Raw genomic sequence first — 23,665 nt, forward strand, 5'->3', positions numbered from 1 at the left:
CAACCTCAGGTCACGCGCCGCAGCAGCGCCAGCTTGGACTTGGAGAAGGGCGGATAGCGGACGCTGGCGTCCAGGGCGAAGCTGCGCCTCAGCACGGCGCGGCGGTGGCTGAAGGTCTCGAAACTGTAGCGTCCATGATAGGCGCCCATGCCGCTGGCCCCGACGCCGCCGAAGGGCAGGTTGGGGTTGGCCATGAAGACCACGACATCGTTGATCGTCACGGAGCCTGATCGCGTCGAGGCGATGATCCGGTCGGCAGTCGCCTTGTTCCTGGTGAAGGCATAGAGGGCCAGGGCCGGCGACCGGGCGTTGATGGCCGCCAGCGGCGCATCCAGTCTGTCATAGGGCAGGACCGGCAGGATGGGCCCGAAGATTTCCTCGGCTAGCACCGGCGCATCCGCCGAGACCTCGGTCAGGATGGTGGGTGCGACATAGCAGGCGTCGATATCGGCCACGCCCCCCGTGACGGCGCGACCATCAGCCAGCAGGGCCTGCAGCCGCGCGGCATGGCGCGGGTTGATGATGCGGCCGTAGTCGGGGCTCTCCTTGGGATCGGGACCGAACATGGTCGTCACCGCCCGCGTCAGCTCTTCCAGCAGCCGGGCCTCGACCGAGGCGGCGACATAGACGTGATCGGGCGCCACGCAGATCTGGCCGGCGTTGAGGAAGCGGCCCCAGACAATGCGCCGGGCGGCGACCGCCAAGTCGGCGGTCTCATCGACGATGCAGGGGTTCTGGCCGCCCAGCTCCAGCACGACCGGGGTCAGATGTCTGGCCGCCGCCGCCATCACGACCCGGCCCACGCGTTCGCCGCCGGTGTAGAAGATCAGGTCGAACTTCTGGGCCAGCAGGGCGGTCGATACGTCGGCATCGCCCTCGACCACGGTGACGGCGCGCGGGTCCAGATACCGCGCCACCAGTTGCTTCAGCAGGGCCGACGACTGGGCCGTCATTTCCGAAGGCTTGATAACGGCGCAGTTGCCCGCGGCTATGGCCCCGACCAGCGGCGCCAGCACCAGCTGGAAGGGATAGTTCCACGCCCCGATGATCAGGGTCACGCCATAGGGCGCGGCCTCGATGACGCTCTTGCCGGGCTGGATCGCGATCGGCGACGCGGTCCGTTGCGGCCGGGTCCAGCGACGCAGGTGCTTTTGCGCGTGGGCCGCTTCCTTGCGGACGAAATCGATCTCGGCCGTGCAGGCCTCGCCGAAGGGCTTGCCCAGGTCGGCCTTCAGGGCCCCGGCGATCTCGGGCTCGTTCTCGACCATCATCCGTTCGAGCGCGGCGAGCTGACTCTTTCGCCAGGCCAGATCGCGCGTCAGGCCGCTGTCAAAGGCTGCGCGCAGGGTCTGGACCACCGCAGCGACATCGGGGGCAGGGGGCAGCGCAGTTTCTACCGGCATGATCCCTCCATTGAATCGATCCAGAAGCCGACGAGGGTCACGCCCTCGGCGTGGGCGGTCGAGCGGCCGATCTCGGGCATCATCACGGCGGGGTTCGTAGAGGCCATGCGGTAGGACAGGATCGACGCCTTGGCGTCTCCTGGCACGATGTCGAAACGAAGGTTGCCGGTGCCGGGGCCGGCGGCGACCGGCAGCTTGCAGACGCCGGACGGCCCCGACACCGGCGTGGCGGCGTTCAGGTACAGGCCCGAGGTGTCGGCTGGACCTTCCGGGTTGTGGCAATGGCCGCAGTTGACGTCGAGATAGGCCCGTACCCGCGCCTCAAGCGAGGCGCTTTTGTCGGTCCACGACACGTCCGCCGGGGCCTCTTTCGGATCGGCGAGGCCGCGCAGATAGCCCGTCTTGGTCAGCCGCGTCAGCTGGTTCTCGGACCCGTCCGCATAGGCGAATTCGCGGTTGAGCAGCCGGGCCTTGGGGCCGATCGGCTGGATGACGCGCGTGGCCACATTGGTCGCGTGACAGGCCGAACACTGGGTCACGTTCGGCACGATGTAGGAGAAGGCTTGGTCCTTGCCGTCCTCGCGCGCCAACTTCAGCGGGACCACCGCACCGACCCGGTGCAGGACCGCCTCAGTCTGAGCCTCGTTCCACAGATAGGTCAGCGCGGCCCAGCCCTCTGGCCGATGGATCAGCAGCCGGGTCTCGACCATGCGCACCGTCTTCAGGTTTAGCCCTTCGCCGTCATGGATCACGGCTTGGTCGGCCTGTTGCAGCACCCGACCGCCGCGTCCGGTCTGATAGAAGAAGGTCTTGGTGATGACGGTTCCCACCGGGAAGGCCAGAGCGTCGTCCGGCTGATCCGGCTTGTAGTCCGCCGCGGCGCCGGGCGGCATCCAGATGGTCCGCAGTTTCTGCGCATAGTCTGTGAACAGCGGCGTCGTCAGGTCATAGGGCGTGACACGCTGGCCCAGGACCAGGGCGTCGCCGGACACCTGCACCATGCCCCAGTCGCGCAGAGACTTGGGGTTCTCGGTGGCGAAATAGGTCGGATCGACCATGGCCTGTGGAGGTTGCGCCCTGGTGCAGGCCGCCGCTCCGACGACGAGCGACAGGCAAAGGGTAAGCAGAGTGAACCGGGACATGAGGCCGCGTCAGGCTCCCGGCAGGACGACGGGCGACAGGCGCGGCAGGGTGCATTTGTGCGGCGTCATGTCGGTGTTCGGATTGGCGTACTTGTTCGGTCCGTCCACATTCAGAATACCGGCCTCGCCATTGTCGATGCAGATGCGCAGAGCGGCGGGCAACTGGCCGTTCACCAGGCGCTTGGGGTTGACATATCCGTCCCAGAGGATGTCGGGGAAGCGGCCCGTGGGACCGAACTTGGCGATGCGCAGCGCCTGGAAATCCATGCCGTCAGGCGCGTTTCCGCCGCCGCTGAAGCGGTTGTCCTTGATCAGGATGCTCTCAGGATAGGGGTCGAAATCGGCGCTCATGGCGCTGTCGGAGTAACCGGCCGAGAACAGGGCGGAGATGATGATGTTGCCGGTCTTGTTGTCGGCGATCTCATTGTCGAAAATCTCGACCTGATCATTGGAGTTTACGATCACGCCGGTCCCCGCCGGCACGCTGGCGACCGGGGTGCCGGCGTGGCCGAAGTTCCGCGTATTGTTGGCGATGGCGCGGTTGTTGAACACGCGCGTGCGATAGCCCGCCTGCTGCAGCTGGGGCATGTTGAAGACCAGAATGCCGCCGGTGTTGTTGGTGGCCAGATTTTCATAGACGTCGGCGTCGATGCAGTTCTCGATCTCGATCCCGGCGACGTTGAATTCGGCCCGGTTGCGGCGGACCACGACGTTCTTCGACTGGCCGACATAGATGCCGGCGTCGGAGGCGCCGATCGCCACGCTGTCCTCGATCAGGACGTTCTTCGTCTGCACCGGATAGATGCCATAGGCGCCGTTCTCGGTCTTGGGGCCTTGCGTCCATTCCGTGCGGATACGGCGCACGATGATGTTCTCGCCCTCGTTGATCTTCAGGGCGTCGCCCTTGGTGTCTTCAAGCGCCAGGTCCTCGATGGTGAAGTTGCTGGCCGTGACCAGCAGGCCCTGGGCGCCGGCCGCCTGATTGCGGAAGTTCAGGATGGTCTTGTCCATGCCCTGACCGCGAATGGTCACGCCGTCGACGGCCAGGCTCAGGCTCGTGTCGATAGTGAAGACGCCCGCTGGGATTTCGATCACCGTACCTGGCTTGGCGTCGATCAGCTGCTCCATCAGCTCATTCTGGTAGGTGGTGTTCGCCTTCGAGAGGTCCGTGCCCTTCTCGGTCGGCTTCGTCCCGCAGGCGCCCAGCATCAGCATCATTGCGACCGGCAGCCATGTGCGCATTTTCATGATTTCCCCCTCCAGAACGCCTGTGAGTGTTTCCCCAACCGGAGATTTTCATATGGCTGGCGTTCTCGCAAGGAGAAAAGGAAACTGTTTCTGTTTTTGCGTCGTCGGACCCGTACCGTATTGCGGGGACCGAGAAGAGGTGGGTGACCGGTCTCTTTAGACGCGCCCCTTGACCGGCAGGAGCGCGCCCGTCACCGCCGAGGCGGCGTCGCTGGCGAGGAACAGCATGGCCGCCGCCAGCTCACTCGGCTGGACCCAGGTCGAGAAGTCGGCGTCGGCCATGTCGGCGCGGTTGGCGGGCGTGTCGATGATGGAGGGCAGGACGGCGTTGATAGTCAGGGCGGTCGCCTTGGTCTCTTCGGCCAGGGCTTCGGTCAGCTTATGCACGCCGGCCTTTGAAGCGGCATAGGCGCCCATGCCGGCGCCGGCCTGAAGCGCGCCCAGGGCGCCGACGTTGACGATGCGTCCGGCGGTCGATTGCGACAGATGGGGCAGGGCCGCGCGACAGGCGTTCAGCACCGTCGTCAGGTTCATCCGGTGCATCCGGTCCCAGTTCTCCAGCGGGCCGTCGGTCATCTGCCAGACGAAACCGCCGACCGCGTTCAGCAGGCAGTCGATGCGGCCAAACCGCTGAACCACGGCGTCGATGGCGCTCCCGGCGGCGGCGGGATCAGTCAGGTCGACGCCGCCCAGACCCATCCAGTCGTCGCCGTCAGCGCGCTCAACGGGACCGAAGTCGATGGCGGCGACGGCGTCGCCGCGCGCCAGGGCGGCGTCCGCGATGGCCCGTCCGAGCACGCCTGAGGCGCCGGTGATCACTGTGACTCGCTTGCTCATCGCACTCTCTCGTATTGCGCTTTCGTGCAGCTTCGGGCGGCGACACGGTCGGGTCAAGGCGGGCGCCGACCCCGGCCTTCGCCTGAAAGCCTCTCCTGCGTAAAAAGCGCCCTATCGCAGAGGTTCAGGTGCGTCGCCCGACCGCTGCACGACTATTCCGGTGGAACCTGGGCGTCGCCCTCGATGCGGTCGCGATAGGCGGCGGCGCGGGCCAGCAGGATCAGGGTCACGGGTGTGGTGACGGTCAGGAAGACGCCGATCAGCAGGTCTCTGAGCGCGAACCTCCCCTCTGAAAGCGACCAGAACACCATCGAGGCGAGGACGATCAGGGTCATGCCCAGGGTGGCTCCCAGGGTCGGCGCATGGACGCGCTCATAGAAGCGCTTGAGCACGACCAGGCCGATTGATCCGGTCAGTGCCAGCAAGCCGCCGCACAAGGCGAGGGCGACGACCAGCCAGGCCGCCCAGAGCGGGAGTTCGATCAGGGGGTTCATTCAATCACCTCGCCGCGCATCAGGAACTTGGCCAAGGCCACCGTGGCGGTGAAGCCCAGCATGCCGATGATCAGCGCCGCTTCGAAATAGAGGCCGACGCCGCTGCGCATCCCCTGAACCAGGATCAGAAGCATGGCGTTCAGGTAGAGGGTGTCGAGGCCGAGAATACGATCCTGCGCCCGCGGGCCGCGGATCATTCGCCAGGCCGCCAGCAGCATGGCCAGCAACAGCAGCGCCTGGGCCACGCCCAGTCCCCAGAACAGGACGGTCGAGGCGGTCACGGGAAGATCTCCAGCAACAGACGTTCATACCGACCCTTGATCAGGTCGATCCATTCGCCTTCCTCGATCAGGTCGAGGACGTGCAGCAGCAGACTGCCGGTCGCGCGGTCGTATTGCACCCACAGGGTTCCGGGCGTGCTGGTCAGGATGATGGCCAGAACCGCCAGTCCGTAACGATTGCGAAGATCAAGCGGCACATGGATGAAGCCCGACCGGCGGATGTGTCGGCGACGCCCCATGATGATGGCCGCCACCGCGTAGTTCGAGCGCACTACGTCCACGGCCACATAGCTCGCCAGCCGCAGAATGGCACCGGGAGACCGCACGCCCGATCGGTCGGGCTCCAGCTGACGCATGACCTGCGGGATAATCAGGGCGACCAGGAATGCGACGACCATGTCGCCCGCCGAGAGGGGGCCGTTGAGCAAGAGCCAGGTCGCGAACAGCCCGGCGGCGAGCAGGGGGTGAGGAAGGACGGCGCGGATCATGATCCGGCTCCCAGCACTTCATTGATGTAGGTGCGCGGAGAGGCCAGCCATTCCCCCGTCTTCTCGCCATAGGTCAGACCGGCTGCGGCGCCGATGCTCAGCCACAGACAGCACAGAACCAGACCGCCGATGGCGAGGAACTCGGGGCTTCTGACCTTGTGCGGAGCGGCGTCTTCCCTGCGCCAGAAACCCGCGACGCCGAACCGGGTCAGCGCGATCAGGGCGGCGAAGCTGGACAGGGTCAGCACCCCAACCAGCGTCCAGCTGGCGCCCGACAGGACGCCGTCGCCAGACAACAGGGCGACAAAGATGCTCAGCTTTCCGGCAAACCCAGCCAGAGGGGGCAGGCTCACCGTCACCAGACCGGCCAGGATAAAGGCGCCGCCCAGGAAGGCGGTCGAGGCGGGTAGAATACGTCCCACCTCATGCACATCGTCTGCGGCGAAGGGATCATCATACTCGTCGTCAAACACGGCGTCCTCTGGCGATACGGCCTGATCTTCGCCTCTGGCCAGGATCTCGGCGATGAGGAACAGGGCGCCCGCCGCCAGGGTGGACGCCGCCATATAGAAGAGGGCGCCGCCGAGGGCGTCGGGACTGGCGGTCCCCGCAATGGCCAGAACCGTTCCAGACGAAACCATGACGGCATAGCCCGCCGCCTGTTCCAGGCGCCGTGACGCCACCATGCCTGCCGCGCCGAAGACGACCGTGGCGACGCCCGCAGACAGAAGCCAGAGGTCGCCGAACCCGGTCGAAGCCCCCGCCTCGGCGCCGAACAGCAGCGTCGACAGGCGGATGATCACATAGACCCCGACCTTGCTGAGGATGGCGAACACGGCGGCGACCGGGGCGCTGGCCGCGGCATAGGCGCCGGGCAGCCAGAAGCCGAGCGGCCAGGCCGCCGCCTTGACCAGGAAGGCCACGCCCAGAATGGCGCAGCCGATATGAAACATAGCGCGATCCTGGCTCGGGATCGTTGCGATCCGATCGGCGATGTCGGCCATGTTCAGGGCGCCGGTGACGCCGTAGATCAGGCTGACCCCGATCAGGAAGAATAGGGACGCCGTCAGGTTGATGGCGACATAGCCGAGCCCCGCCCGCACCCGCCTCTCACCCGATCCATGCAGCAACAGCCCGTATGACGCGGCCAGCATGACTTCGAAGAAGACGAACAGGTTGAACAGGTCGCCGGTCAGGACCGCGCCGTTCACCCCCATGATCAGCAGTAGATAGAGGGCGTGGAAGCGTGGCCCGGCCCGATCCCAGCGGGCGAAGGCGAACAGCAGGCCGCCGGCGGCCAGCGTCGCCGTCAGCGCCAGCATCAGGGTCGACAGCCTGTCCGCCACCAGGGTGATGCCGAACGGCGCCGACCATGAGCCAAGGTTATAGATGCGCGCCGTGTCGTCGCCCGCAGGCCCGCCCACCGAAGCTTCATGCAACAGGACGAAGGCGACGCCGACCAGGGCGATCAGGCAGCAAAGGCTGATCATGGCCTTCAGGCCATAGCGCTGTTCCTTGAGCAGCAGCATGCTCGCCGCCGCGATCAGCGGCAGGACGACGGGAACGACGATCAGGTGGTCTTGCCAGTCGGTCATTCGCCCGGCTCCCGTCCGTCGATGTGGTCGCTGCCGGTGATGCCGCGACTGGTCAGCAGCACGACCAGAAACAGGGCGGTCAGGGCGAAGCTGATGACGATGGCGGTCAGGACCAGGGCCTGAGGCACAGGATCGGCATAGGCGGCGGGATCAACGTGACCTTCGCCACGAAGCACCGGCGGAGAACCGCTGCGCAGCCGCCCCATGGCGAAGATGAAGAGATTGACGGCATAGCCCAGCAACGACAGGCCGATGATGACCTGGAAGGTGCGGGGGCGCAGCAGCAGCCAGACGCCGGCGGCGGTCAGGACGCCGATGCCGAGAGCGAGAACCAGTTCCATCAGAAGGTCTCCTCTTTTGCGGCGACTTTTGCTGCGATGGGGGCCACGGGGCGAGACTTCCGCAACGACTGGTGAGCGATGGCGACCAGCATCAGGACCGTCGCGCCGACCACCAGCAGGGCCACCCCGGCGTCAAACACCACCGCCGACGCCAGCGGCGTCTTGCCGATCAGCGGCAGGTCCACATAGCGGAACCACGAGGTCAGCAGGGGATAGCCGAACAGCCAGGAGGCGACGCCCGACAGCGCCGCGATCAGCAGTCCGCCGCCGATCCAGACCAGGGGCCGGATCTCCAGCCGTTCTTCGACCCAGCGCGCCCCGGACGCCATATATTGCAGGATGAAGGCGATCGAGAGCGTGACGCCCGCCGCGAAACCGCCGCCGGGCAGGTCGTGCCCCCGCAAGAACAGATGCACCGCCAGCAGGACGATGAAGGGGAACAGCCAGCGCATCACCACGCGCGGGATCAGCATGGTCTCGGGCAGGGTGTCGCCGACAGAGCGATCCTTGTGACGGTCGTCGCTGTCGTCCTGATCCTGCTTCTGCACCGTGTCGCCGAGACTGTCCGCGGCCGGACGGAACCGCCGAAGCAGGGCCCATATCGTCAGACCCACGATGCCCAGGACGGTGATTTCGCCCAGGGTGTCGAAGGCGCGGAAATCGACCAGCAGGACGTTGACGACATTGCGCCCTCCGCCCTCCGAATAGGCATGGTCGAGGAAGTAGCGCGCCAAGGGCGAGTCCGCAGGCCGGGTCATGACGGCGAAGGCGATCAGCGCGACGCCGGCGCCTGCCGCGACGGCGATCGCCATATCCGCCAAACGCCGTCGCCGCGCCTTGGCTTCCTGTTGAGGCGAGGCGAGGTCGGGCAGGCGCTTGGGCAGCCATCGCAGGCCCAGCAGCAACAGGACGGTCGTGACGATTTCGACCAGCATCTGGGTGGTCGCCAAATCCGGCGCCGAGAACCAGACGAAGGTCAGGCAACTGACCAGACCGGCGCCGCCGACCAGCACTACGGCCGCCAGCCGATGATACTTGGCCTGCCAGGCCGCCCCCAGGGCGCAGGACGCGCCAATGATCCAGAGCAGGGTGAAGCCCAGACCGGGGCGCTGGATGGTCATGCCCACTTCGCTGAAGCCCAGTCCCGCCAGGCCGCTGGCCAGGACAGCGGCCAGCATGCAGGTCAGGATGACGGCGCGCAGGCGCGCCTGCTGGCGGCTGGCGCCTAAGCGGCGCACGATCCATTCCGCGCCGCCCTTGAACGCCCGCATGACCCGGTCATAGGCGCGCGCGCCGTTGAAGCGGCCGACCAGCCAGGGACGATGGCTGCGATTGATGCGCGGGCCGAGCAGTTTGTAGGCCGCCACCCCGCCGATCAGGGCGATGGCGCTCATCAGCAGCGGCAGGTTGAAACCGTGCCACAGGGCGAGGCTGTAGTAGGGGACGTCCTCGCCCAGCACCGAGCGCACGGCGACGGCCAGCACCGGCCCGATGGTGATCGCCGGCAGGACGCCGACAAGGATGCACAGGCCAACCAGCACCTCGATAGGAAAGCGCATCCAGCGCGGCGGCTCATGCGGCTCTTTGGGCAGATCGACCGGAGGCGGGCCGAAGAAGGTCTGGTGGATGAAGCGCACGGAATAGAGCACGCTGAGCAGGCTGGCGACCGTGGCCAGGACGGGCAGGGCCAGGTTCAGGTGGCGGCCGCCGGTGTGGGCGATCGCTTCGGCCAGGAACATCTCCTTGGACAGGAAGCCGTTGAGCAAGGGGACACCCGCCATGGCCGCCGCGGCGACGATGGCGAGCGCCGCCGTCACCGGCATCGCCTGTCTGAGGCCGCTCAGCTTGCGCATGTCGCGGGTGCCGGTTTCGTGGTCGATGACCCCCGCAGCCATGAACAGCGAGGCCTTGAAGGTGGCGTGGTTCACCGTGTGGAAGATGGCCGCCACCGCCGCCAGCGGGCTGCCCAGGCCCAGCAGCAGGGTGATCAGTCCCAGATGGCTGATGGTGGAATAGGCCAGCAAGCCCTTGAGATCATTCTGGAAGACCGCGCTCCATGCGCCGAACAACAGGGTCGCCATGCCCGCCGTACTGACGATGACGTACCAGGCGTCGGTCCCCGCCAGCACGGGCCATAGGCGGATCAGCAGAAAGACGCCCGCCTTCACCATGGTCGCCGAATGCAGATAGGCGCTGACCGGGGTCGGGGCCGCCATCGCGCGCGGCAGCCAGAAATGAAAGGGGAACTGCGCGCTCTTGGTCAAGGCGCCGGCCAGGATCAGGATCAGGGCGGTCAGATACCAGGGGCTGTTCTTGATAACGTCGCCTGAGGCCAGAACCACGTCCAGATCGAAGCTGCCGACGATGCGTCCCAGGACAACGACGCCGGCCAGCAGGCACAGGCCGCCCGCCGCCGTGACCGTCAGCGCCATTCGGGCCCCGTCGCGGGCCGCGGCGCTATGGTGCCAGTAGCCGATCAGCAGGAAGGAGAAGAGGCTGGTCAGCTCCCAGAAGGCGGCCAACTGGATCAGGTCCCCGGCCATCACCATCCCGGTCATGGCCCCCATGAAGGCCAGCAGGAAGGCGAAAAAGCGTGGAACGGGATCGTCCGCCGACATGTAGTAGCGGGCGTACAGCACCACCAGCGCGCCTATGCCCTGAACCATGAAGGCGAACAGCCAGGCCAGGCCGTCCAGCCGCAGCGTGAAGTTGACGCCCAACGTCGGCAGCCATGGCACGGACCAGCGCACGGGCTCTCCGCCTGCAACCGCAGGGAAGAGGGCGATGAGACAGATGACCCCCGCCAGCGACGCCGACCACGCCAGACCTGCTGCCGCGTTGCGTGCGCGTGACGGCAGGAAGATCGCCATCAACGCCGCCACAAAGGGCGCTCCAAACGGAATGAGCAGCAGGACCATATGAGGCATGCGTGGCGGGGTTCCTGTTCTGAAAGACTCAGGAAGCTGGCCTGAAGGGCGGATCGTCCTGGAACTGTAGGCTAGACTGTGACGAACCGCAGTGAAACAGCACGCACACGCCCATGAAGTAACATGTGCGTGTGCAGACGCCGCGCCTCTGGTCCGCCGCTGTAGTCGCCCGCCATGGGCCGCGCCCTAGTCGCCTGCGCGTGCAGACGCGAGTTCTTTGCGGGCCTCGATGAAATCGCGCTGGAAGGTCGGGTCCGCCTTCAGCCTTGCGACCATGGCGGCGCCGACCAGGCGGCCGGCCTCGACGTCGCTGGCGTAGTGGACGCCGCAGATGACGCGGCTTTCGCCATAGGCCAGGCCGCGCGCCAGGATGGCGTCGGCGCGGTCGGGCGCCAGTTCGGACAGGATCAGGGCCCAGGCCCAGCCCATGGCGGCGTGCCCCGACGGGTATGAACCACTGCGGCCCAGCCAGGGCTCGGGCGGGAAGCAGGTCGCGGCCGGTTCGGCCACGAAGGGGCGTGGACGGAAATAGCCCTGCTTGGCCGGGGTCTGGATGGTCTCCAGATCGCCCAGCATTTTGCCCAGCAACAGAGTCAGGCTCGGCATCCTTGCCGGGTTGAAGGCGACGCCCAGAGCCTCGTCGAAGACGCGCGGGGCCGACGGGGTCTCGATCTCATTATCCGACGCCGCCTGACGCCAGCGGTCGCTGCCTTCCAGCGCGCGGGTGGCGCGATAGGTCTCGACGTCCGCCTGCTGGCGCAGCGACCCGGCCTCGGGCGGCGGCGGCAGGAAGGCCGAGGCGTCAGGCGCGTCGCCCTTGGTCAGATAGCCGTGCGGATGGTCGCGAAAGCCTTCCCAGAAGACGGGCGCCGGTGCGGTGGCGCAGGCCGAGAGGCTGATCAGGATCGCGACGGCGGCGACGGCTTGGGCGGACTTACGCATAGAGACTCCAGTCGGGCGCGGCTCAGACGAGCTGGGCGCCGGGGCGGCCGTCTTCGACGACCCAGGTATTGAGGGTGGACAGGGCGGCCCTAGGGTCGCGCACGTCGCTGATGGCTTGATAGCGGGTCGTCATCCGGCCCGGAGTGATGTCGATGGCCATATAGCCGCGCTTGCGGCTGTCGAAGAACTTGATCTGCGGATTATTGGGCATGGCCGACATCAGGCCGTCGTAGCTGGGACCACCCGAGGTGATCGAGGTGCCGACGAACTCGGTCGCGACGGTGGCGGACGACGGATCGCTGCTGTCCAGCTTCACGTCATTGGTCCAGAAGGAGTGATAGTCGCCGCTGAGGACGACGGGATTGCGCGGTTTCAGCGTCGCCAGCGCTTGGGTCAGGCGGTCGCGCGCGACCGGATAACCGTCCCAGGTGTCGGTCCAGTAGCGGGTGTTCAGGCCGCCGTCGCCAAATCGAAGACCCGCCATCACCAGATCCTGACCGAGGATGTTCCAGCGCGCGCCTGCGTTCGCCAGGCCGTCGTACAGCCAGCGCTCCTGCTCGAAGCCGAGGAAGCTGCGCGAGGGATCGAGACGATCGGGACAGGCGGCGTCGGTGACGATCTGACCCTTGCCGCCGTTGGGACCGTCGCTGCACGCCTGTTTCGAGCGATACTGACGACCGTCCAGCATGAAGAACTCGGCCAGCTGGCCGTAACGGACCCGCCGATGGATGGGCATTTGCAGCCGGGCGTCCAGGCGGGTGCGGCGGATCGGCATGGCCTCGTAGAAGGCCTGATAGCCCGCCGCGCGACGCCGCAGGAAGTCGGTCGGCGTGACGCCGGGCGTCTTGGACCAGACGCCGGAATAGTCGTCCTGAATCTCGTGGTCGTCCCAGACCGCCAGGCAGGGCGCGGCGGCGTGCAGGCGTTGCAGGTCGGCGTCGGTGCGGTGCAGGGCGTAGCGGTTGCGATAGCCCGCCAGCGTCGTGGCCTCTTCCAAGCCGTAGGGGCGCACGACCTCGGCCGCGCGCTCTGGCCCGCGTGAATATTCGTAGATGTAGTCGCCGAGAAACAGGGTCAGGTCCGGCGCCTCGTCCGCCATGTGGCCATAGGCGCTGAAATAGCCCGACTCCCAGTTCGAGCAGGAGGCGACGGCGATGCGCAGGGCGTCGACGGCGGCGTCGGGGGCCGGCGTGGTGCGGGCGCGACCGACGGGGCTTTGCTGGCCCATGGCGCTGAAGCGGTACCAGTAGGGACGACCGGGGATCAGGCCCTCGACCTCGACATGGACGCTGTGGGCAGCGGCGGGTTCGGCTGCGATCCGGCCCGAGGCGACGATGTTGCGGAAGCTCTCGTCGGCGGCGATATCCCACTGCACCGGGACGGCGCCGCCCATGCCGCCCAGACCATCTGGCGCGACCGGATCGACGGCCAGGCGCGTCCAGATGACGAAGCCGTCCGGGGCCGGATCACCGCTGGCGACGCCCAGAGGAAAGACATAGGCCCCTTTCGCCTGTACCCCGTTCGCCTGGGCCCGGCCGAACTGAAGCACGGCGGGCGCGGCGACCAAGCCGCCCAGCAGGGCGCGGCGATGCAGGCGGGCAGGAGCGCTGGCCATCAGATTATCCTATCGAGCCGCGTCAGAGCGGGCGGCGCCGTTTCCGAACCGGGCGCGGAAGTCGTCCAGGCGGATCGTGAACTCGTCCTGACCCAGAAAGGCGTCGTCCGTCATCTGCGGCTGTTCATTGGGCTTGTACCAGCGGGCGTAGTCCGGGGTGTCCGAAGCGTAGCGGTCGTAATGGGTGGAGTAGGTGCGGACACGGATCGTCGGGACCGCCTCGCTCATGTCAAAGGTCATCAGCCGCATCCAGCCGTCGCCCAGGCCCGGCGCCTTTTCGGCGGCCATGCCTGCGTCGATGGCCGCCTGATTGCGATCCTGAAAATCGGACAGGATCTGATAGACGGCGCGGCCCTGGCGATTGCGGTCCATGCGGAACGACTGCCCGTTGTGATGGCCGCTCAGCACCATGAAAATCTGCGGGTTGCGGTCGATCAGCTTGTCCCAGACGCCCTGGGCGTTGTTGTCGAAGGGGTCCAGGGCGTGGATGTCCACGACCGGATGGGCGCGGCGTTCGCCGGTCTTGTCCAGGAAATCATGGGTGGCGATGATCGTCGGCAGGCCGGGATGGGCGTGGATGACCGTTTCGGCCCACCTCAGGCTGGCGTCGGACGGGGCGAACTGCAGGCCGATGTGCAGGAAGCGGTAGCCCCCCGCTTCGAAGATCTGGGCGCTGTCGGCGCCGCCGTCGTGCGCGGCGACATACCAGGGACGGTCCTTGAAGAACTCCGAATCCGAGCCGAAGGCGCGGACCCATTCGGTCAGACCCCCGACATGGATCATGCCCAGGCGGCGCAGGTCGCCTTCGGGCGCGGTCAGGTCGCGCGGCCAGGATTCCTCCCACCACTGGGCGTCATAGTCATGATTGCCGGACACCACGGAGAAGGGCAGGGCGTCCGCGATCAGGCGATAGGCCTGGACGGAAGCGGGGATCTCGACCGTCTTCACGCCCTGGGTCCAGCGTTCGGGGTTCATGCCGGCGGGCAGCGGCCGTGCGCTGAACCCGCGCGCGGCGTGCTCTGGGTCGATGGCGATCGTCGGATGTTGCCAGACATCGCCCAGGGCGGTGGCGAAGACGATGTCCCCGCCGCGCGAGGCGGCGTGATCCGCGATGAAGCGCATCTGCTCAGTCAGCATGTCGCGCGCGTCGAACGGGAAGCCCACGGCGCGCTGATGCGTGAAGTCGACATAGTTCTGGGTGTCGGGGATGACCGCGAGGGTGAAGCGGCTGCCGTCAGCGGGTTCGCTCAGGGCCGGGGAGGCGGAGAATAGAAGCGTCAGCGCCAAAGCGGCGGAGCGCGCCTTTTTCCAGATCGTCGACATGTCTGCGTCTCGCGAAAATGCCGGGCTCCGGTCCGAGGACCGGAGCCCGTGGTCAGGGTCTCAGTAGCGATAGCTCAGCCGCACGCCCCAGGTGCGCGGCGCGTTGGGCGAGCCGGTCGCAGCCGAGATGAAGCGGTTGCGCGACTCTTCAGAGTAGGCGTTCGTCAGGTTGTTGACGTAGAGGCCGAACGAATAGTCCGCGGTCGGCGGGCTCAGCGTCAGGTTGGCGTTCACCAGCCAGAAGGAGTCGATGATCGAGTTGGACGAGGTGCTGAACTTCTCGTCGCGATAGCTGTAGTTGGTTTCCGCCTCAAAACCCCAGCCGCCGATCTGCCGGCTGTAAGCGACCGAACCCTTGTAGTCCCACCGCGGGAAGGGCAGGCGTTCGCCGGCGCGATCGCTGTAGACGATGGTGTTGTACTCGCCCGTCACCGGGTCCTTGGCCGCCTCGGTGGCCGTGGCGTTGACGAAGTAGAACTCGTCATACTCGCCGTACTTGTAGCCGATGGATTGGGTGACGGTCAGGCTGTCCAGCGGACGCCAGCGCAGTTCCAACTCCGCGCCCTGGATGTGCGACTTGGGCACGTTGATCATGCGGCCCACGCGTCCGGTCTGGGTGTAGAGCACGCCCTGAAGCTGCTGGTCGCGGTAGTCGTAGTAGTAGACGGCCGCGTTCAGTTGCAGGCGACGATCAAAGAAGCTGGACCGCAGTCCGGCCTCATAGGCGATCAGTTCCTCGAACTTGAACGGATCAAGCTGTTCCGGCAGCCCGCTGTTGTAGGTGGTGAAGCCGCCCGACTTCACGCCTCGGGACACGTTGGCGTAGGCCAGGACGTCGTCGTTGAAGGCGTATTCCGCGCCGATCTTGCCGGTCCATTCGCCCATGCTCTGGGCCTTGGACGTGTTGGCGCGCAGCGCCGGCGTCGGCGCCAGAATCTCGGTCTTGAAGTCGTTGAGTTCGCGCGTTTCATCTTCGTAGCGCAGGCCGCCGACAAGGGTCAGGCGGTCCGTCAGCCGGTAGTCGATGTTGCCGAACACGCCGGTGGTTTCGACCTTCTGATTGTAGGTGGTGCTCATCCAGAAGCCGAGGCTCTTGGCTTCCGAGAAGTCCGAATAGAAGCCGCCGTCCACGTCTTCCGTGGCGTGATACAGGCCGCCCATCCACTGCAGGCGGCCGCCGGTCGGCGACGCTAGGCGCACTTCCTGGGACACGGTTTCGATGTCGTTGAAGAAGTAGGTGCCGGCCTCGTTGGACGCGGTGGCGTCCCAGTCGTTTAGTTCGTTGCGGTCGAACGCTTCATAGCTGCCGATCGCGGTCAGGGTCGCCCATCCGAGATCATGGTTCAGGCGCAGGCTGGCGCCCTTGCCTTCATTGTCGCGGAAGGGTTTGGCGTCGGACGAAACGCCGATCAACTGCGCGAAATAGGGAGAAATCCCCCAGCCGGTGATGCGGTGCGCGCTGTCGACGGGATAGACGCGTCCGCCGCCGGACGTGAACGGCTGAGTGACCAGGCGCAGGCCCCGGCCATCTGAATCGTCCTTGCTGTAATGCAGGTTCAGATCGACGTCGGTCTGGGCTGTCGGGCGCCAGTTCAGGCGCAGGCGGGCGGCCTTGGTGTCCTTGGCTCCCAGTTCCTCGCCCGTGTCGCGATGGTACTGCCAGGCGCCGCCCGTTTCAGCGGCCACGGCCAGGCGGGCGCTGAGGGTCTCGGTCAGTGGACCGGATAGATAGCCTTCGAGCTTGGCGGCGTCATAGCTGCCGTAGCTGGCGGTGATCCCGGCTTGCAGCTGCTCGGTCGGCGCGCTGGTGATGACGCTGACGGCGCCGCCGGTGGTGTTGCGGCCGTAGAGGGTGCCTTGCGGGCCGCGCAGAACCTCGATGCGGGCGATGTCGAACAACAGGCCTTGGGTCATGACGCCGTAGGGGTAGGCGACCTCGTCCACATAGACGCCGACGGTCGAGGTGTTGTTGGCCGCATAGTCGGTCAGCCCGACGCCGCGGATGCGGAACTGCGGCTGGCCGCCGCCCAACTGGCTGTCGACCTCCAGGCTGGGGACGGTGTTCTCTAGGTCGTTGACCGTCTGGATGTTGCGCTTGTCCAGATCTTCGCCGGAGACGACGGTCAGGGCCAGGCCGACCTTCTGGGCCGACTCGGCGCGACGCTGGGCGGTGACGACGACGTCTTGCAACGCCGTGGCCTGGGTTTCGGTGCTGATCTGGGCCGTTGCAGGCAGGGCCGCCGCCAGCGCCAGGACGGCGCTCGAGGCGCCGAGAAGAAGACGATTCATGTGTCGATCCATCGGGCGGCGCGGACGAGCACCCCTCTCGCACGGGCCAAGAATTGGGGGGGCTGACACGGCGCAGCGGCCGCGCTCCCGCATGAAGCGGAAGTGCCGAACAGGCGTCGTTCCGGGGCGACGGAAAGACGGGTGCAGAAGCGGGGAGGACGACCGACGTCGCCGTTTCGCAGCCTCAGAAAAAACACCTGTTCGACAACGGTTCCGCTGTAGGGTCGGGCTGTAATGCTTTGATGACGCTTATTTGAAGTGTTTCCGTCGCTGTCTCGGACGGCGAGAGGTGCGGCTGCGAAACGTCAGTTCGATTTAAGCGCGTTGCGCCACCAGGGTCGTGGCTGCGACCTGAAGCTGGGACGGATTCGCGGCTTGACCCGTCGCGGCGGCGACAAGGGCCGCGCCCTTGATCCACAGGGCGAACCGGGTCGCTGCACGGCGCGTCAGGTCGAAGCGCGCGGGCCAAAGCTCGGCGCGGTTGACGTAGGTGCCGCCGCCTTCGGGTCCGCGCAGGATCATGGCCAGTTCCTGGAACGAAGGATCGCGGCGCGCCTCCAGACAGACCTGGGCGATCAGGCGCGCATACTTGACGTAGAAGCCGCGCCCCTGCGCCGCATCGACCGTCAGGGTTTGCGCCATCAGTTCACTCCACCGCAGCAGGTCTGGCGGCCCCGCGCCAAGCGGATGACGATAGTCGAGATAGCCCGGCATTTCCCGGAAAACGGCGTGCCAGATGGCATCGATCAGAAAGCGCCGCATATCCGACCAGTGATAGGCGATGGTCGAGGTCGAGGTGCCGACCTCGGAACTGACCGACCGATTGGTGACGACCGCCAGGCCGCCGCTCAGAATCTGATCTGCGGCGACGTCCAGCAGCCGCAGCTTCATGGATTCAGCTTCCAGCCCGTCCCCAGGCGCCTGGGGGATCACCAGTTGGTCGACATAGCTCTCCGTGGCCGCCGCCGGCTCATCACCACGCCCAAAGGCGCGATCCACCAGCCCTCCTAGACCCTCGGCGGCGATCATCTCATAGTCGGCCCGCCCGCCAAGGGCGCCGACATAGAACTGCTCCAGGATGAGGCAGGTCGAAACGGTTTCGCCGAAATCGGCCAACCCTTGAACCCTGCCAAGGAAGGCGGTCCATGCCCGCCGCCGCATGGTCTCCCATTCCAGCATCAGGGATTGCAGGGGCGGCCCAGGGTCGGGGATGACCAGCAACTCCTCCCACACCCGGACAAAACAGGCCGAGGCCAGGGAACGCTCGCGCAGATAGCGCGCGATCAGGGCCAGAAGGCCGTCCCGACCCAGCGCGAGCTTGCTCGCGCTGGTGAAGAAGGCGTCATGGTAAGCCTCATCCTGCTCGAAGGCCGCTTGCGCGATGGCTTCGATCAGCTGGGCCTTGGCGCCGAACAGGTTGACGATGACAGTGGTGCTCTTCCCCACCGACAGCGCCAGATCGCGCATGGTCAGGCCGCCCAGGCCGACTTGTCCGACCAAGGTCATGGCCGCGGCCACGATACGGTCCGCTTCAGCGGTGCGAGATGCGGCGATCATCGTCATGCAGCGCTCTGCATGGCGGCCTTGCACCCACATGTCGAGAGGGCGTTCAGTTGATGAAGGGCTGACGCATCAACGCGCCGCTTTGATTTCAGAGCATCTGACCAGTCTCTCGTGAAGAGCCCCGTCCGCCCGTCGAACGCTGCGTCTAGGCCTTGTCGCGAATTTTCATTGAGCCGCCGCTGCTGGTCTGGACCTCGAAGCGTCCTGTGGCGCGGATAAGATCCGACAGCTTGGGGTAGCCATAGCTGCGCTGGTCAAAGTCCGGGTAGGCGTTGCGCAGGCGATCACCAAGGCCCCCGACCGCCACCCAGCCGTCGCCGTCCTCATCCATGTCGGCGATGACGGTCGCGACCAGACGGGCGGCTTCTGACGCCGGGCGTCGGGCGGCGGACTTCCTGGGCGCCCTGTCCGCAGGCGCAGGCCCTTCCAGGGCCGCCGCGACGCTGAGGTTTTCGGTGTAGATGAAGCGGCTGCAGGCCTGACGGAAACTCTCGGGGGTCTTCTGCTCGCCAAAGCCGTAGACCGCCACGCCTTCCTCGCGGATACGCGAGGCCAGGCGCGTGAAATCCGCGTCCGAGGACACCAGGCAGAAGCCGTCAAACCGTCCCGAGTGCAGCAGGTCCATGGCGTCGATGACCAGGGCGATGTCCCCGGAATTCTTGCCCTTGGTGTTGGCGAAATTCTGCTGCGGCTGAATGGCGAACCGGGCGAGAACCTTGGTCCATCCGCTCAACTGCGCACTGGAGAAGTCGCCGTAAATTCGGCGGGCCGAAGCTTCTCCAAGCGTGGCTATCTCGGAGAAAAGCGCATCGGCTATGCGGGCGGAGGCGTTTTCCGCATCGATCAGAACCGCGAGCCGCGGCGAATTAACCTGAGAAGATATCAAGAACTCAAAACCAAATGCCGGGCGGCCACCATCGCTCAAGCGCCCAGTGGGCGCTAATCAGACATGCGTTACGCCTGCGACGGGCGCGGGGTTGCGCCGCCCATGAGGGCGTCGGCGATTCGTGTCAGGAAGACAAGGCGACGATGGGCCGCTTCCTGGGGGTTTGCATCCTTCAACATGACCCGACCTGTGAATTCAGGGGCCGTATCTCGAATGCGTCGGATCAGGGCCTCCAGATGGCCGGGCCCCTTGCGGTCGTCCATGATGACAGCGTGGGCGCGCGCATCGGCAAGGCGCTTCTCGACCGCGCCCTCTACATCCTGACCCATCTCGGATCGGCCCGCCATTTGCGCGAAGTCATTGGCGTAAAGTCGGACGTAGGCGTCTTCTATCATCTGGAACCTCAGATTTTGTGGGAGCGCCGCGTGTAGGCGAGGCCGGGCGTGAGGTCCTGACAGACCCAATAGGTTTCCTAGATGGGGATGGTCGGGGTCGGACGCAATCTGTTCTCGCACTTTATTAAGATGATCTGCAGTTTTATGAATCGTCGCTTTTGTTTTCCTGAGTGATGCGCTAGTGATGGTCTATCGAATATCGCCTTGGCTTTGGTTGCTCTCCAGGTTTTGATCTCCGGATCGAGCTCCGAGTCTGTCTCTGATACCTCTCGAAATTTGATCTCGTCTCCTGTTTCTGGAGTGCGAGAACACATGCACCCGAAAGGTGTTCTTATGACTACCGGCACAGTGAAATGGTTTAATTCCACCAAGGGCTTTGGTTTCATCCAGCCTGACGACGGCGGCGCGGATGTGTTCGTTCACGCTTCGGCCGTTGAACGCTCTACCCTGGGCTCGCTCCAGGAAGGCCAGAAGATTGGCTTTGAACTGGAGCGCGACCAGCGCAGCGGCAAGACGTCCGCCGGCCAGCTCCAGGCTGCCTGATGTTCTCGTCTCCCTGGCTTTCGGGCCGGGGAGACGAAGTTTCTGGGCCAGCATACGACTCTGCGGCCTCGCGCCGCCAAAAAGGCGTCCTCGGTTCGCCTGATCGCGCCGTCGTGCATCATGGCGATTGCGCACCGTTCAACGGTCGATATCCACAAACAGCGAGAGCCTGATTTCCAAACGGAATGAAGATTAGCGACGGCCTATGTCATCGTCGTCGACGCTGGTTCTTACAGCGAAGGCCAGGCCTGCTGTATCGGCTGAACCTATATTTGCGTGCGTTCGAAATGGCGCGCTCATATTTTCCCGCACCGGGAACTTCAAGCCCCAGCTTTTGTTCTTGTCTGGAAACGGGGCCGAATGCCGATCTATTCCCAAAATGATATTCGTACGGTTGAAATAGAGTCGCCGCGTATTCTCCTCGCGGAGGATGATTTTCTAACGCGTATGCTTGTGTCTGATTGCCTGCGCGAGGATGGATTTGTTGTTCTTGAGGCGAGCAGCGGGGACGAGGCTGTCGATATCTTGCAGTCAGGTCTATCGGTTGATCTGATCTTCACCGATGTTCACATGCCCGGCCGCACGGACGGGCTGGAGCTCCTGAGTTTCGCGCAGAGCCGGTGGCCGCAGCTTCCGGTTCTTTTGACGTCTGGGCACCTGGACCCGGCTGCAGCTTATGAAGGCGGAGCGGCGGCCTTTTTGCCAAAGCCCTGCAATCCTGACGCTGTCGTCTCGGCCGTCAGAATAGCCCTTGAGCGGGCGCAATGAACGAAATTCGACCGGCGCCGGCGTTGGATGACGCCGTGCTGCTGGTCGACGGCGACATCGTCTCACGCCACGCGATAGCCGGCTATCTGAGACATTGCGGCTATCGGGTCGTCGAGGCGTTCGACACAAATGAAGCGATGAAGGCTCTGGCGTACCCTTCGCTCGTCATAGACGTCATTGTTTGCGATGTCGGTGCAGGCGGCGATATGTCGGGCTTCGAACTGGCCTGTTGGGTCAGGCGACATCGTCCCGGCATCGAAGTCCGGTTGGCGGCCAGTCCCGAAGGGGCCGCCAAGACAGCTGCGGGCCTCTGCGAGATCGGCCCGCATCTTCACCGACCCTATGAGCCGCAATCCGTGGCTGATGAAATCCGAAGCTTGAGAGCGGCCCGCGACCGCGCCTGATCACTGGCATCAGGCTGGCCGGTCAGACCGGAGGCCGGACCCCGTCGGGCGTCATGAGCGGCGGCGCGGCGTGGTCGTCAGCGGCCTCCGCAAGAATCGACATCGGCAGCTTGACGGTCATTGTCGTGCCGTTGGCCCCGGTCGCGCGCGCCATCGTGGCGCCGAGCTGTTTCACGAAAGCTTCGACATAGCGTGAACCCAGGCCGGAGCGCGCTCCGCTGTTGCGGGTCTGGTCATGACCCACGCCGTCGTCCTGCACGGTCAGCAGAACCTCGTCGTCACGACGCTCAAACGACAGGAGGATGCGCCCCGTACCGTCCGGGAAGGCGTGTTTCACGGCATTGGTCGCCAGTTCATTGACGATCAGGCCTACAGAGACGGCCTTGTCGGCATCGATCAGCAGGGGCTCGGCCTCCACCAGGATTTCAATGTCGGCGGCCTTGCCGATGAGGCTGGAGTGAATGCTGGCCGCTATGCCGCTCAGGTAGGGCTGAACCGGAACGGGGCCCAGGGCGGAAGACTGCGAGATGACGTCGTACAGTTCTGCAACCGCGGCGATCCGGGCCTGCATCGCGCGATAGCCGTCGATGCAGGGTTCAGCCGCTCTTCGAATCTCGAAGGATACGAAGGAGGTGATGATCTGCAGGCTGTTCTTGATGCGGTGCGCGAGTTCGGCAGCCAGGATGTCCCTGTGACGTTCCACCAGCCTAGCCTCTGTCACATCTTCAAACACGACCAGAAGGCGGGTGACGTGATTTCCCGGTCGGTGAACCTTGCGCGCGTTGATCTTGAAGATGCGGCGTCCCAATGCAGGGAACTCGTCTTCGATCTCGAACCCGTCGAACGCCCTCTCGTCGGGCACGACCTTGTCCAGCAGGGCGCCCAGGGCCGATACATTCCACTGGCCTTCGCCAAGATCCTTGAGCGGACGGGCCATGACCTGCGTTTCCGTGACCTGGAAAAGGTTCAGAAAGGCGCGATTGACGCTCGCGACCGTCATATCCCCTTCTAGGATCACCATCGGGTCACGCACGGTGTCGACGATGGTCTGGGCCAGACGCCAGGCGCGCTCGCTTTCGCGCGAGGCTTCGCGTTCGGCCGTGATGTCGTCGATCGCCAACACAAGATAGGCGGGACGGTCTTCTGTGGGAGAAAGCTTGCGCGCATTCAACGAAAAGACGCGTCGCCCGATGTTGGGAAAATCATGCTCGACTTCAAAGGCGTCCAGCGAATGATCCTGCGTCATGACCCTCTCAAGACGGTCGCGAAGCGAGGGAATGTCCCAGTGACCGTCCCCAAGATCGAACAGAATGCGGTTTTCAGGCGCGCCGGCTTCGACCTGAAACAGGCGATAGAAGGGCTGGTTCGCGGATGTGACGCGCAGGCTTGAGTCCAGCACCACAAGGGCGCATCGCAGCGTATCGACCAGATCGTGGAAGGCGATGTTGGGGGAAGGGGTGGTCATTGTGCGGCCTTCTGCTCTGCGCCGTCCAGGGGAGGGGCAGGGCGATGTCGAAATCGGGGATGGTGAATCTGGGGGAGGCGTCGACGCATGACGGCGTCGCTGGCGGTCCTGACGCGCCTATCTCAGGCGAAACAAAAGACCCGAAGCCTGGGCTTTCGCGGGCAGGGGCGTTCGTGAGGGGGCTAAGGTACGACCGAGCTAACTCTGGCTCTGCGGCCTAGCAGCGGGCGCCCTAGGGTTCGGGCGTGAAGCCGAGGATCAGCCCGCGCCGGGGGCGCTGGGGGCTTAAGCGGCGTGTGGTGTAATCTGCGGAAATCTGCATTCTACATACAGAACGGTGGCGGTTGGGGTTTGTTCCCTTGTCGTAAGAAATATAGTTGAGATTATCAATAATATTAAACGCAAGCATTTCTGATATCGGGTTCAGAATACTTGACCTCAGAGCTTTTGGGTTTCCTTTTTTATGCCTTGGTCGCCGCATTCTGGCGAAGCTTTGACGCTTGGTGATGTTTCTTGAGCCGCCATTTAAAATGCCTGCGCGGATGCGTCGGCTTGGAGGGGGCGTGCTGCGGGCGCGTGGATCTCATTCGGCTGATCATGACAAAGAACGACGGTCGCCTGAACTGTTCAGAACTTCGGGTTTTGAAGCCGCAATCTGTGTTAGGTAGTGTGGACAAAGTGGATTCCCAAATCACCAGATGACTGATTCAAGGCTG

General features: G+C 65.1%; 21 protein-coding genes. 3 read left to right on the forward strand and 18 right to left on the reverse strand.

Going from position 1 to position 23,665, the window contains the following annotated elements; all coding sequences use genetic code 11:
* Nucleotides 1-5: 5 nt before the first annotated feature.
* The 17 genes from DXK21_RS10520 to DXK21_RS10600 form a co-directional block, all read right to left on the reverse strand.
* Nucleotides 6-1,403: an aldehyde dehydrogenase family protein gene (locus DXK21_RS10520; RefSeq protein WP_114817737.1), complete on the reverse strand. Its 1,398-nt coding sequence runs from the start codon at nt 1,401-1,403 to the stop codon at nt 6-8.
* Nucleotides 1,394-2,545 (reverse strand): SO2930 family diheme c-type cytochrome, encoded by a 1,152-nt coding sequence (locus DXK21_RS10525; RefSeq protein ID WP_114817738.1) that lies wholly within the window; start codon nt 2,543-2,545, stop codon nt 1,394-1,396. The genes DXK21_RS10520 and DXK21_RS10525 overlap by 10 nt, the downstream gene beginning before the upstream one ends.
* Nucleotides 2,546-2,554: 9 nt before the next feature.
* Entirely contained in the window at nt 2,555-3,793 is a 1,239-nt protein-coding gene (locus DXK21_RS10530) for a parallel beta-helix domain-containing protein (RefSeq protein ID WP_114817739.1), read from the reverse strand.
* Nucleotides 3,794-3,949: 156 nt separating this feature from the next.
* On the reverse strand, nt 3,950-4,630 hold the full coding sequence (locus tag DXK21_RS10535; RefSeq protein WP_114817740.1) for an SDR family oxidoreductase: 681 nt from the start codon (nt 4,628-4,630) through the stop codon (nt 3,950-3,952).
* A 152-nt stretch (nt 4,631-4,782) separates the two neighbouring features.
* Complete coding sequence (gene mnhG, locus DXK21_RS10540; RefSeq protein WP_114817741.1) at nt 4,783-5,124, reverse strand: monovalent cation/H(+) antiporter subunit G; 342 nt, start codon at nt 5,122-5,124, stop codon at nt 4,783-4,785.
* Nucleotides 5,121-5,405, reverse strand: a complete 285-nt coding sequence (locus DXK21_RS10545; RefSeq protein WP_114817742.1) for a K+/H+ antiporter subunit F — start codon at nt 5,403-5,405, stop codon at nt 5,121-5,123. Before DXK21_RS10545 ends, mnhG begins: the two co-directional genes overlap by 4 nt.
* Nucleotides 5,402-5,893, reverse strand: coding sequence for a Na+/H+ antiporter subunit E (locus DXK21_RS10550; protein ID WP_211306015.1), 492 nt, complete (start codon nt 5,891-5,893; stop codon nt 5,402-5,404). The genes DXK21_RS10545 and DXK21_RS10550 overlap by 4 nt, the downstream gene beginning before the upstream one ends.
* Entirely contained in the window at nt 5,890-7,488 is a 1,599-nt protein-coding gene (locus DXK21_RS10555) for a monovalent cation/H+ antiporter subunit D (RefSeq protein WP_114817743.1), read from the reverse strand. Before DXK21_RS10555 ends, DXK21_RS10550 begins: the two co-directional genes overlap by 4 nt.
* Nucleotides 7,485-7,829 carry a Na+/H+ antiporter subunit C gene (locus tag DXK21_RS10560; RefSeq protein ID WP_114817744.1) on the reverse strand — a complete coding sequence of 115 codons (345 nt, stop codon included), beginning with the start codon at nt 7,827-7,829 and terminating at the stop codon, nt 7,485-7,487. The genes DXK21_RS10555 and DXK21_RS10560 overlap by 4 nt, the downstream gene beginning before the upstream one ends.
* Nucleotides 7,829-10,756 carry a monovalent cation/H+ antiporter subunit A gene (locus tag DXK21_RS10565; protein WP_114817745.1) on the reverse strand — a complete coding sequence of 976 codons (2,928 nt, stop codon included), beginning with the start codon at nt 10,754-10,756 and terminating at the stop codon, nt 7,829-7,831. The genes DXK21_RS10560 and DXK21_RS10565 overlap by 1 nt, the downstream gene beginning before the upstream one ends.
* 186 nt (nt 10,757-10,942) lie before the next feature.
* The gene (locus tag DXK21_RS10570; protein ID WP_114817746.1) at nt 10,943-11,698 is read right to left on the reverse strand and encodes an acid phosphatase; all 756 of its coding nucleotides are present in this window, start codon (nt 11,696-11,698) and stop codon (nt 10,943-10,945) included.
* A gap of 22 nt (nt 11,699-11,720) precedes the next feature.
* A complete protein-coding gene (locus tag DXK21_RS10575; RefSeq protein WP_114817747.1) occupies nt 11,721-13,313 on the reverse strand; it encodes an alkaline phosphatase D family protein in 1,593 nt (530 codons plus the stop codon).
* 9 nt (nt 13,314-13,322) lie between these two features.
* Nucleotides 13,323-14,636: a metallophosphoesterase family protein gene (locus DXK21_RS10580; protein ID WP_114817748.1), complete on the reverse strand. Its 1,314-nt coding sequence runs from the start codon at nt 14,634-14,636 to the stop codon at nt 13,323-13,325.
* Between the two features lie 60 nt (nt 14,637-14,696).
* Nucleotides 14,697-16,925, reverse strand: coding sequence for a TonB-dependent receptor (locus DXK21_RS10585; RefSeq protein WP_211306016.1), 2,229 nt, complete (start codon nt 16,923-16,925; stop codon nt 14,697-14,699).
* A gap of 315 nt (nt 16,926-17,240) precedes the next feature.
* A complete protein-coding gene (locus DXK21_RS10590; RefSeq protein WP_114817750.1) occupies nt 17,241-18,488 on the reverse strand; it encodes a TetR/AcrR family transcriptional regulator in 1,248 nt (415 codons plus the stop codon).
* A gap of 145 nt (nt 18,489-18,633) precedes the next feature.
* The gene (locus tag DXK21_RS10595) at nt 18,634-19,413 is read right to left on the reverse strand and encodes an NYN domain-containing protein (RefSeq protein ID WP_326970195.1); all 780 of its coding nucleotides are present in this window, start codon (nt 19,411-19,413) and stop codon (nt 18,634-18,636) included.
* A 29-nt stretch (nt 19,414-19,442) separates the two neighbouring features.
* A complete protein-coding gene (locus DXK21_RS10600; protein WP_114817751.1) occupies nt 19,443-19,769 on the reverse strand; it encodes a hypothetical protein in 327 nt (108 codons plus the stop codon).
* Nucleotides 19,770-20,102: 333 nt separating this feature from the next.
* Between DXK21_RS10600 and DXK21_RS10605 the strand changes: the two genes are divergently transcribed.
* The 3 genes from DXK21_RS10605 to DXK21_RS10615 all read left to right on the forward strand — a co-directional run bounded on the left by DXK21_RS10605 (nt 20,103) and on the right by DXK21_RS10615 (nt 21,484).
* A complete protein-coding gene (locus DXK21_RS10605) occupies nt 20,103-20,312 on the forward strand; it encodes a cold-shock protein (RefSeq protein WP_114817752.1) in 210 nt (69 codons plus the stop codon).
* Between the two features lie 360 nt (nt 20,313-20,672).
* Entirely contained in the window at nt 20,673-21,080 is a 408-nt protein-coding gene (locus tag DXK21_RS10610) for a response regulator (protein ID WP_114817753.1), read from the forward strand.
* Complete coding sequence (locus tag DXK21_RS10615) at nt 21,077-21,484, forward strand: response regulator (RefSeq protein ID WP_114817754.1); 408 nt, start codon at nt 21,077-21,079, stop codon at nt 21,482-21,484. The genes DXK21_RS10610 and DXK21_RS10615 overlap by 4 nt, the downstream gene beginning before the upstream one ends.
* A gap of 22 nt (nt 21,485-21,506) precedes the next feature.
* Here the strand turns inward: DXK21_RS10615 and DXK21_RS10620 are convergent, their stop codons facing one another.
* Nucleotides 21,507-22,949, reverse strand: a complete 1,443-nt coding sequence (locus tag DXK21_RS10620; protein ID WP_114817755.1) for a sensor histidine kinase — start codon at nt 22,947-22,949, stop codon at nt 21,507-21,509.
* Nucleotides 22,950-23,665 lie beyond the last annotated feature (716 nt).

The sequence above is a fragment of the Brevundimonas bullata genome (assembly GCF_003350205.1).
Lineage (GTDB): Bacteria > Pseudomonadota > Alphaproteobacteria > Caulobacterales > Caulobacteraceae > Brevundimonas > Brevundimonas bullata.

Coding starts and splice junctions, on each gene's coding strand:
- DXK21_RS10585 (WP_211306016.1), bottom strand. CDS start 16,925: ATGAATCGTCTTCTTCTCGGCGCCTCGAGCGCCGTCCTGGCGCTGGCG.
- mnhG (WP_114817741.1), bottom strand. CDS start 5,124: ATGAACCCCCTGATCGAACTCCCGCTCTGGGCGGCCTGGCTGGTCGTC.
- DXK21_RS10600 (WP_114817751.1), bottom strand. CDS start 19,769: ATGATAGAAGACGCCTACGTCCGACTTTACGCCAATGACTTCGCGCAA.
- DXK21_RS10530 (WP_114817739.1), bottom strand. CDS start 3,793: ATGAAAATGCGCACATGGCTGCCGGTCGCAATGATGCTGATGCTGGGC.
- DXK21_RS10525 (WP_114817738.1), bottom strand. CDS start 2,545: ATGTCCCGGTTCACTCTGCTTACCCTTTGCCTGTCGCTCGTCGTCGGA.
- DXK21_RS10610 (WP_114817753.1), top strand. CDS start 20,673: ATGCCGATCTATTCCCAAAATGATATTCGTACGGTTGAAATAGAGTCG.
- DXK21_RS10590 (WP_114817750.1), bottom strand. CDS start 18,488: ATGACGATGATCGCCGCATCTCGCACCGCTGAAGCGGACCGTATCGTG.
- DXK21_RS10615 (WP_114817754.1), top strand. CDS start 21,077: ATGAACGAAATTCGACCGGCGCCGGCGTTGGATGACGCCGTGCTGCTG.
- DXK21_RS10555 (WP_114817743.1), bottom strand. CDS start 7,488: ATGACCGACTGGCAAGACCACCTGATCGTCGTTCCCGTCGTCCTGCCG.
- DXK21_RS10535 (WP_114817740.1), bottom strand. CDS start 4,630: ATGAGCAAGCGAGTCACAGTGATCACCGGCGCCTCAGGCGTGCTCGGA.
- DXK21_RS10550 (WP_211306015.1), bottom strand. CDS start 5,893: ATGATCCGCGCCGTCCTTCCTCACCCCCTGCTCGCCGCCGGGCTGTTC.
- DXK21_RS10565 (WP_114817745.1), bottom strand. CDS start 10,756: ATGCCTCATATGGTCCTGCTGCTCATTCCGTTTGGAGCGCCCTTTGTG.
- DXK21_RS10580 (WP_114817748.1), bottom strand. CDS start 14,636: ATGTCGACGATCTGGAAAAAGGCGCGCTCCGCCGCTTTGGCGCTGACG.
- DXK21_RS10520 (WP_114817737.1), bottom strand. CDS start 1,403: ATGCCGGTAGAAACTGCGCTGCCCCCTGCCCCCGATGTCGCTGCGGTG.
- DXK21_RS10620 (WP_114817755.1), bottom strand. CDS start 22,949: ATGACCACCCCTTCCCCCAACATCGCCTTCCACGATCTGGTCGATACG.
- DXK21_RS10560 (WP_114817744.1), bottom strand. CDS start 7,829: ATGGAACTGGTTCTCGCTCTCGGCATCGGCGTCCTGACCGCCGCCGGC.
- DXK21_RS10575 (WP_114817747.1), bottom strand. CDS start 13,313: ATGGCCAGCGCTCCTGCCCGCCTGCATCGCCGCGCCCTGCTGGGCGGC.
- DXK21_RS10570 (WP_114817746.1), bottom strand. CDS start 11,698: ATGCGTAAGTCCGCCCAAGCCGTCGCCGCCGTCGCGATCCTGATCAGC.
- DXK21_RS10605 (WP_114817752.1), top strand. CDS start 20,103: ATGACTACCGGCACAGTGAAATGGTTTAATTCCACCAAGGGCTTTGGT.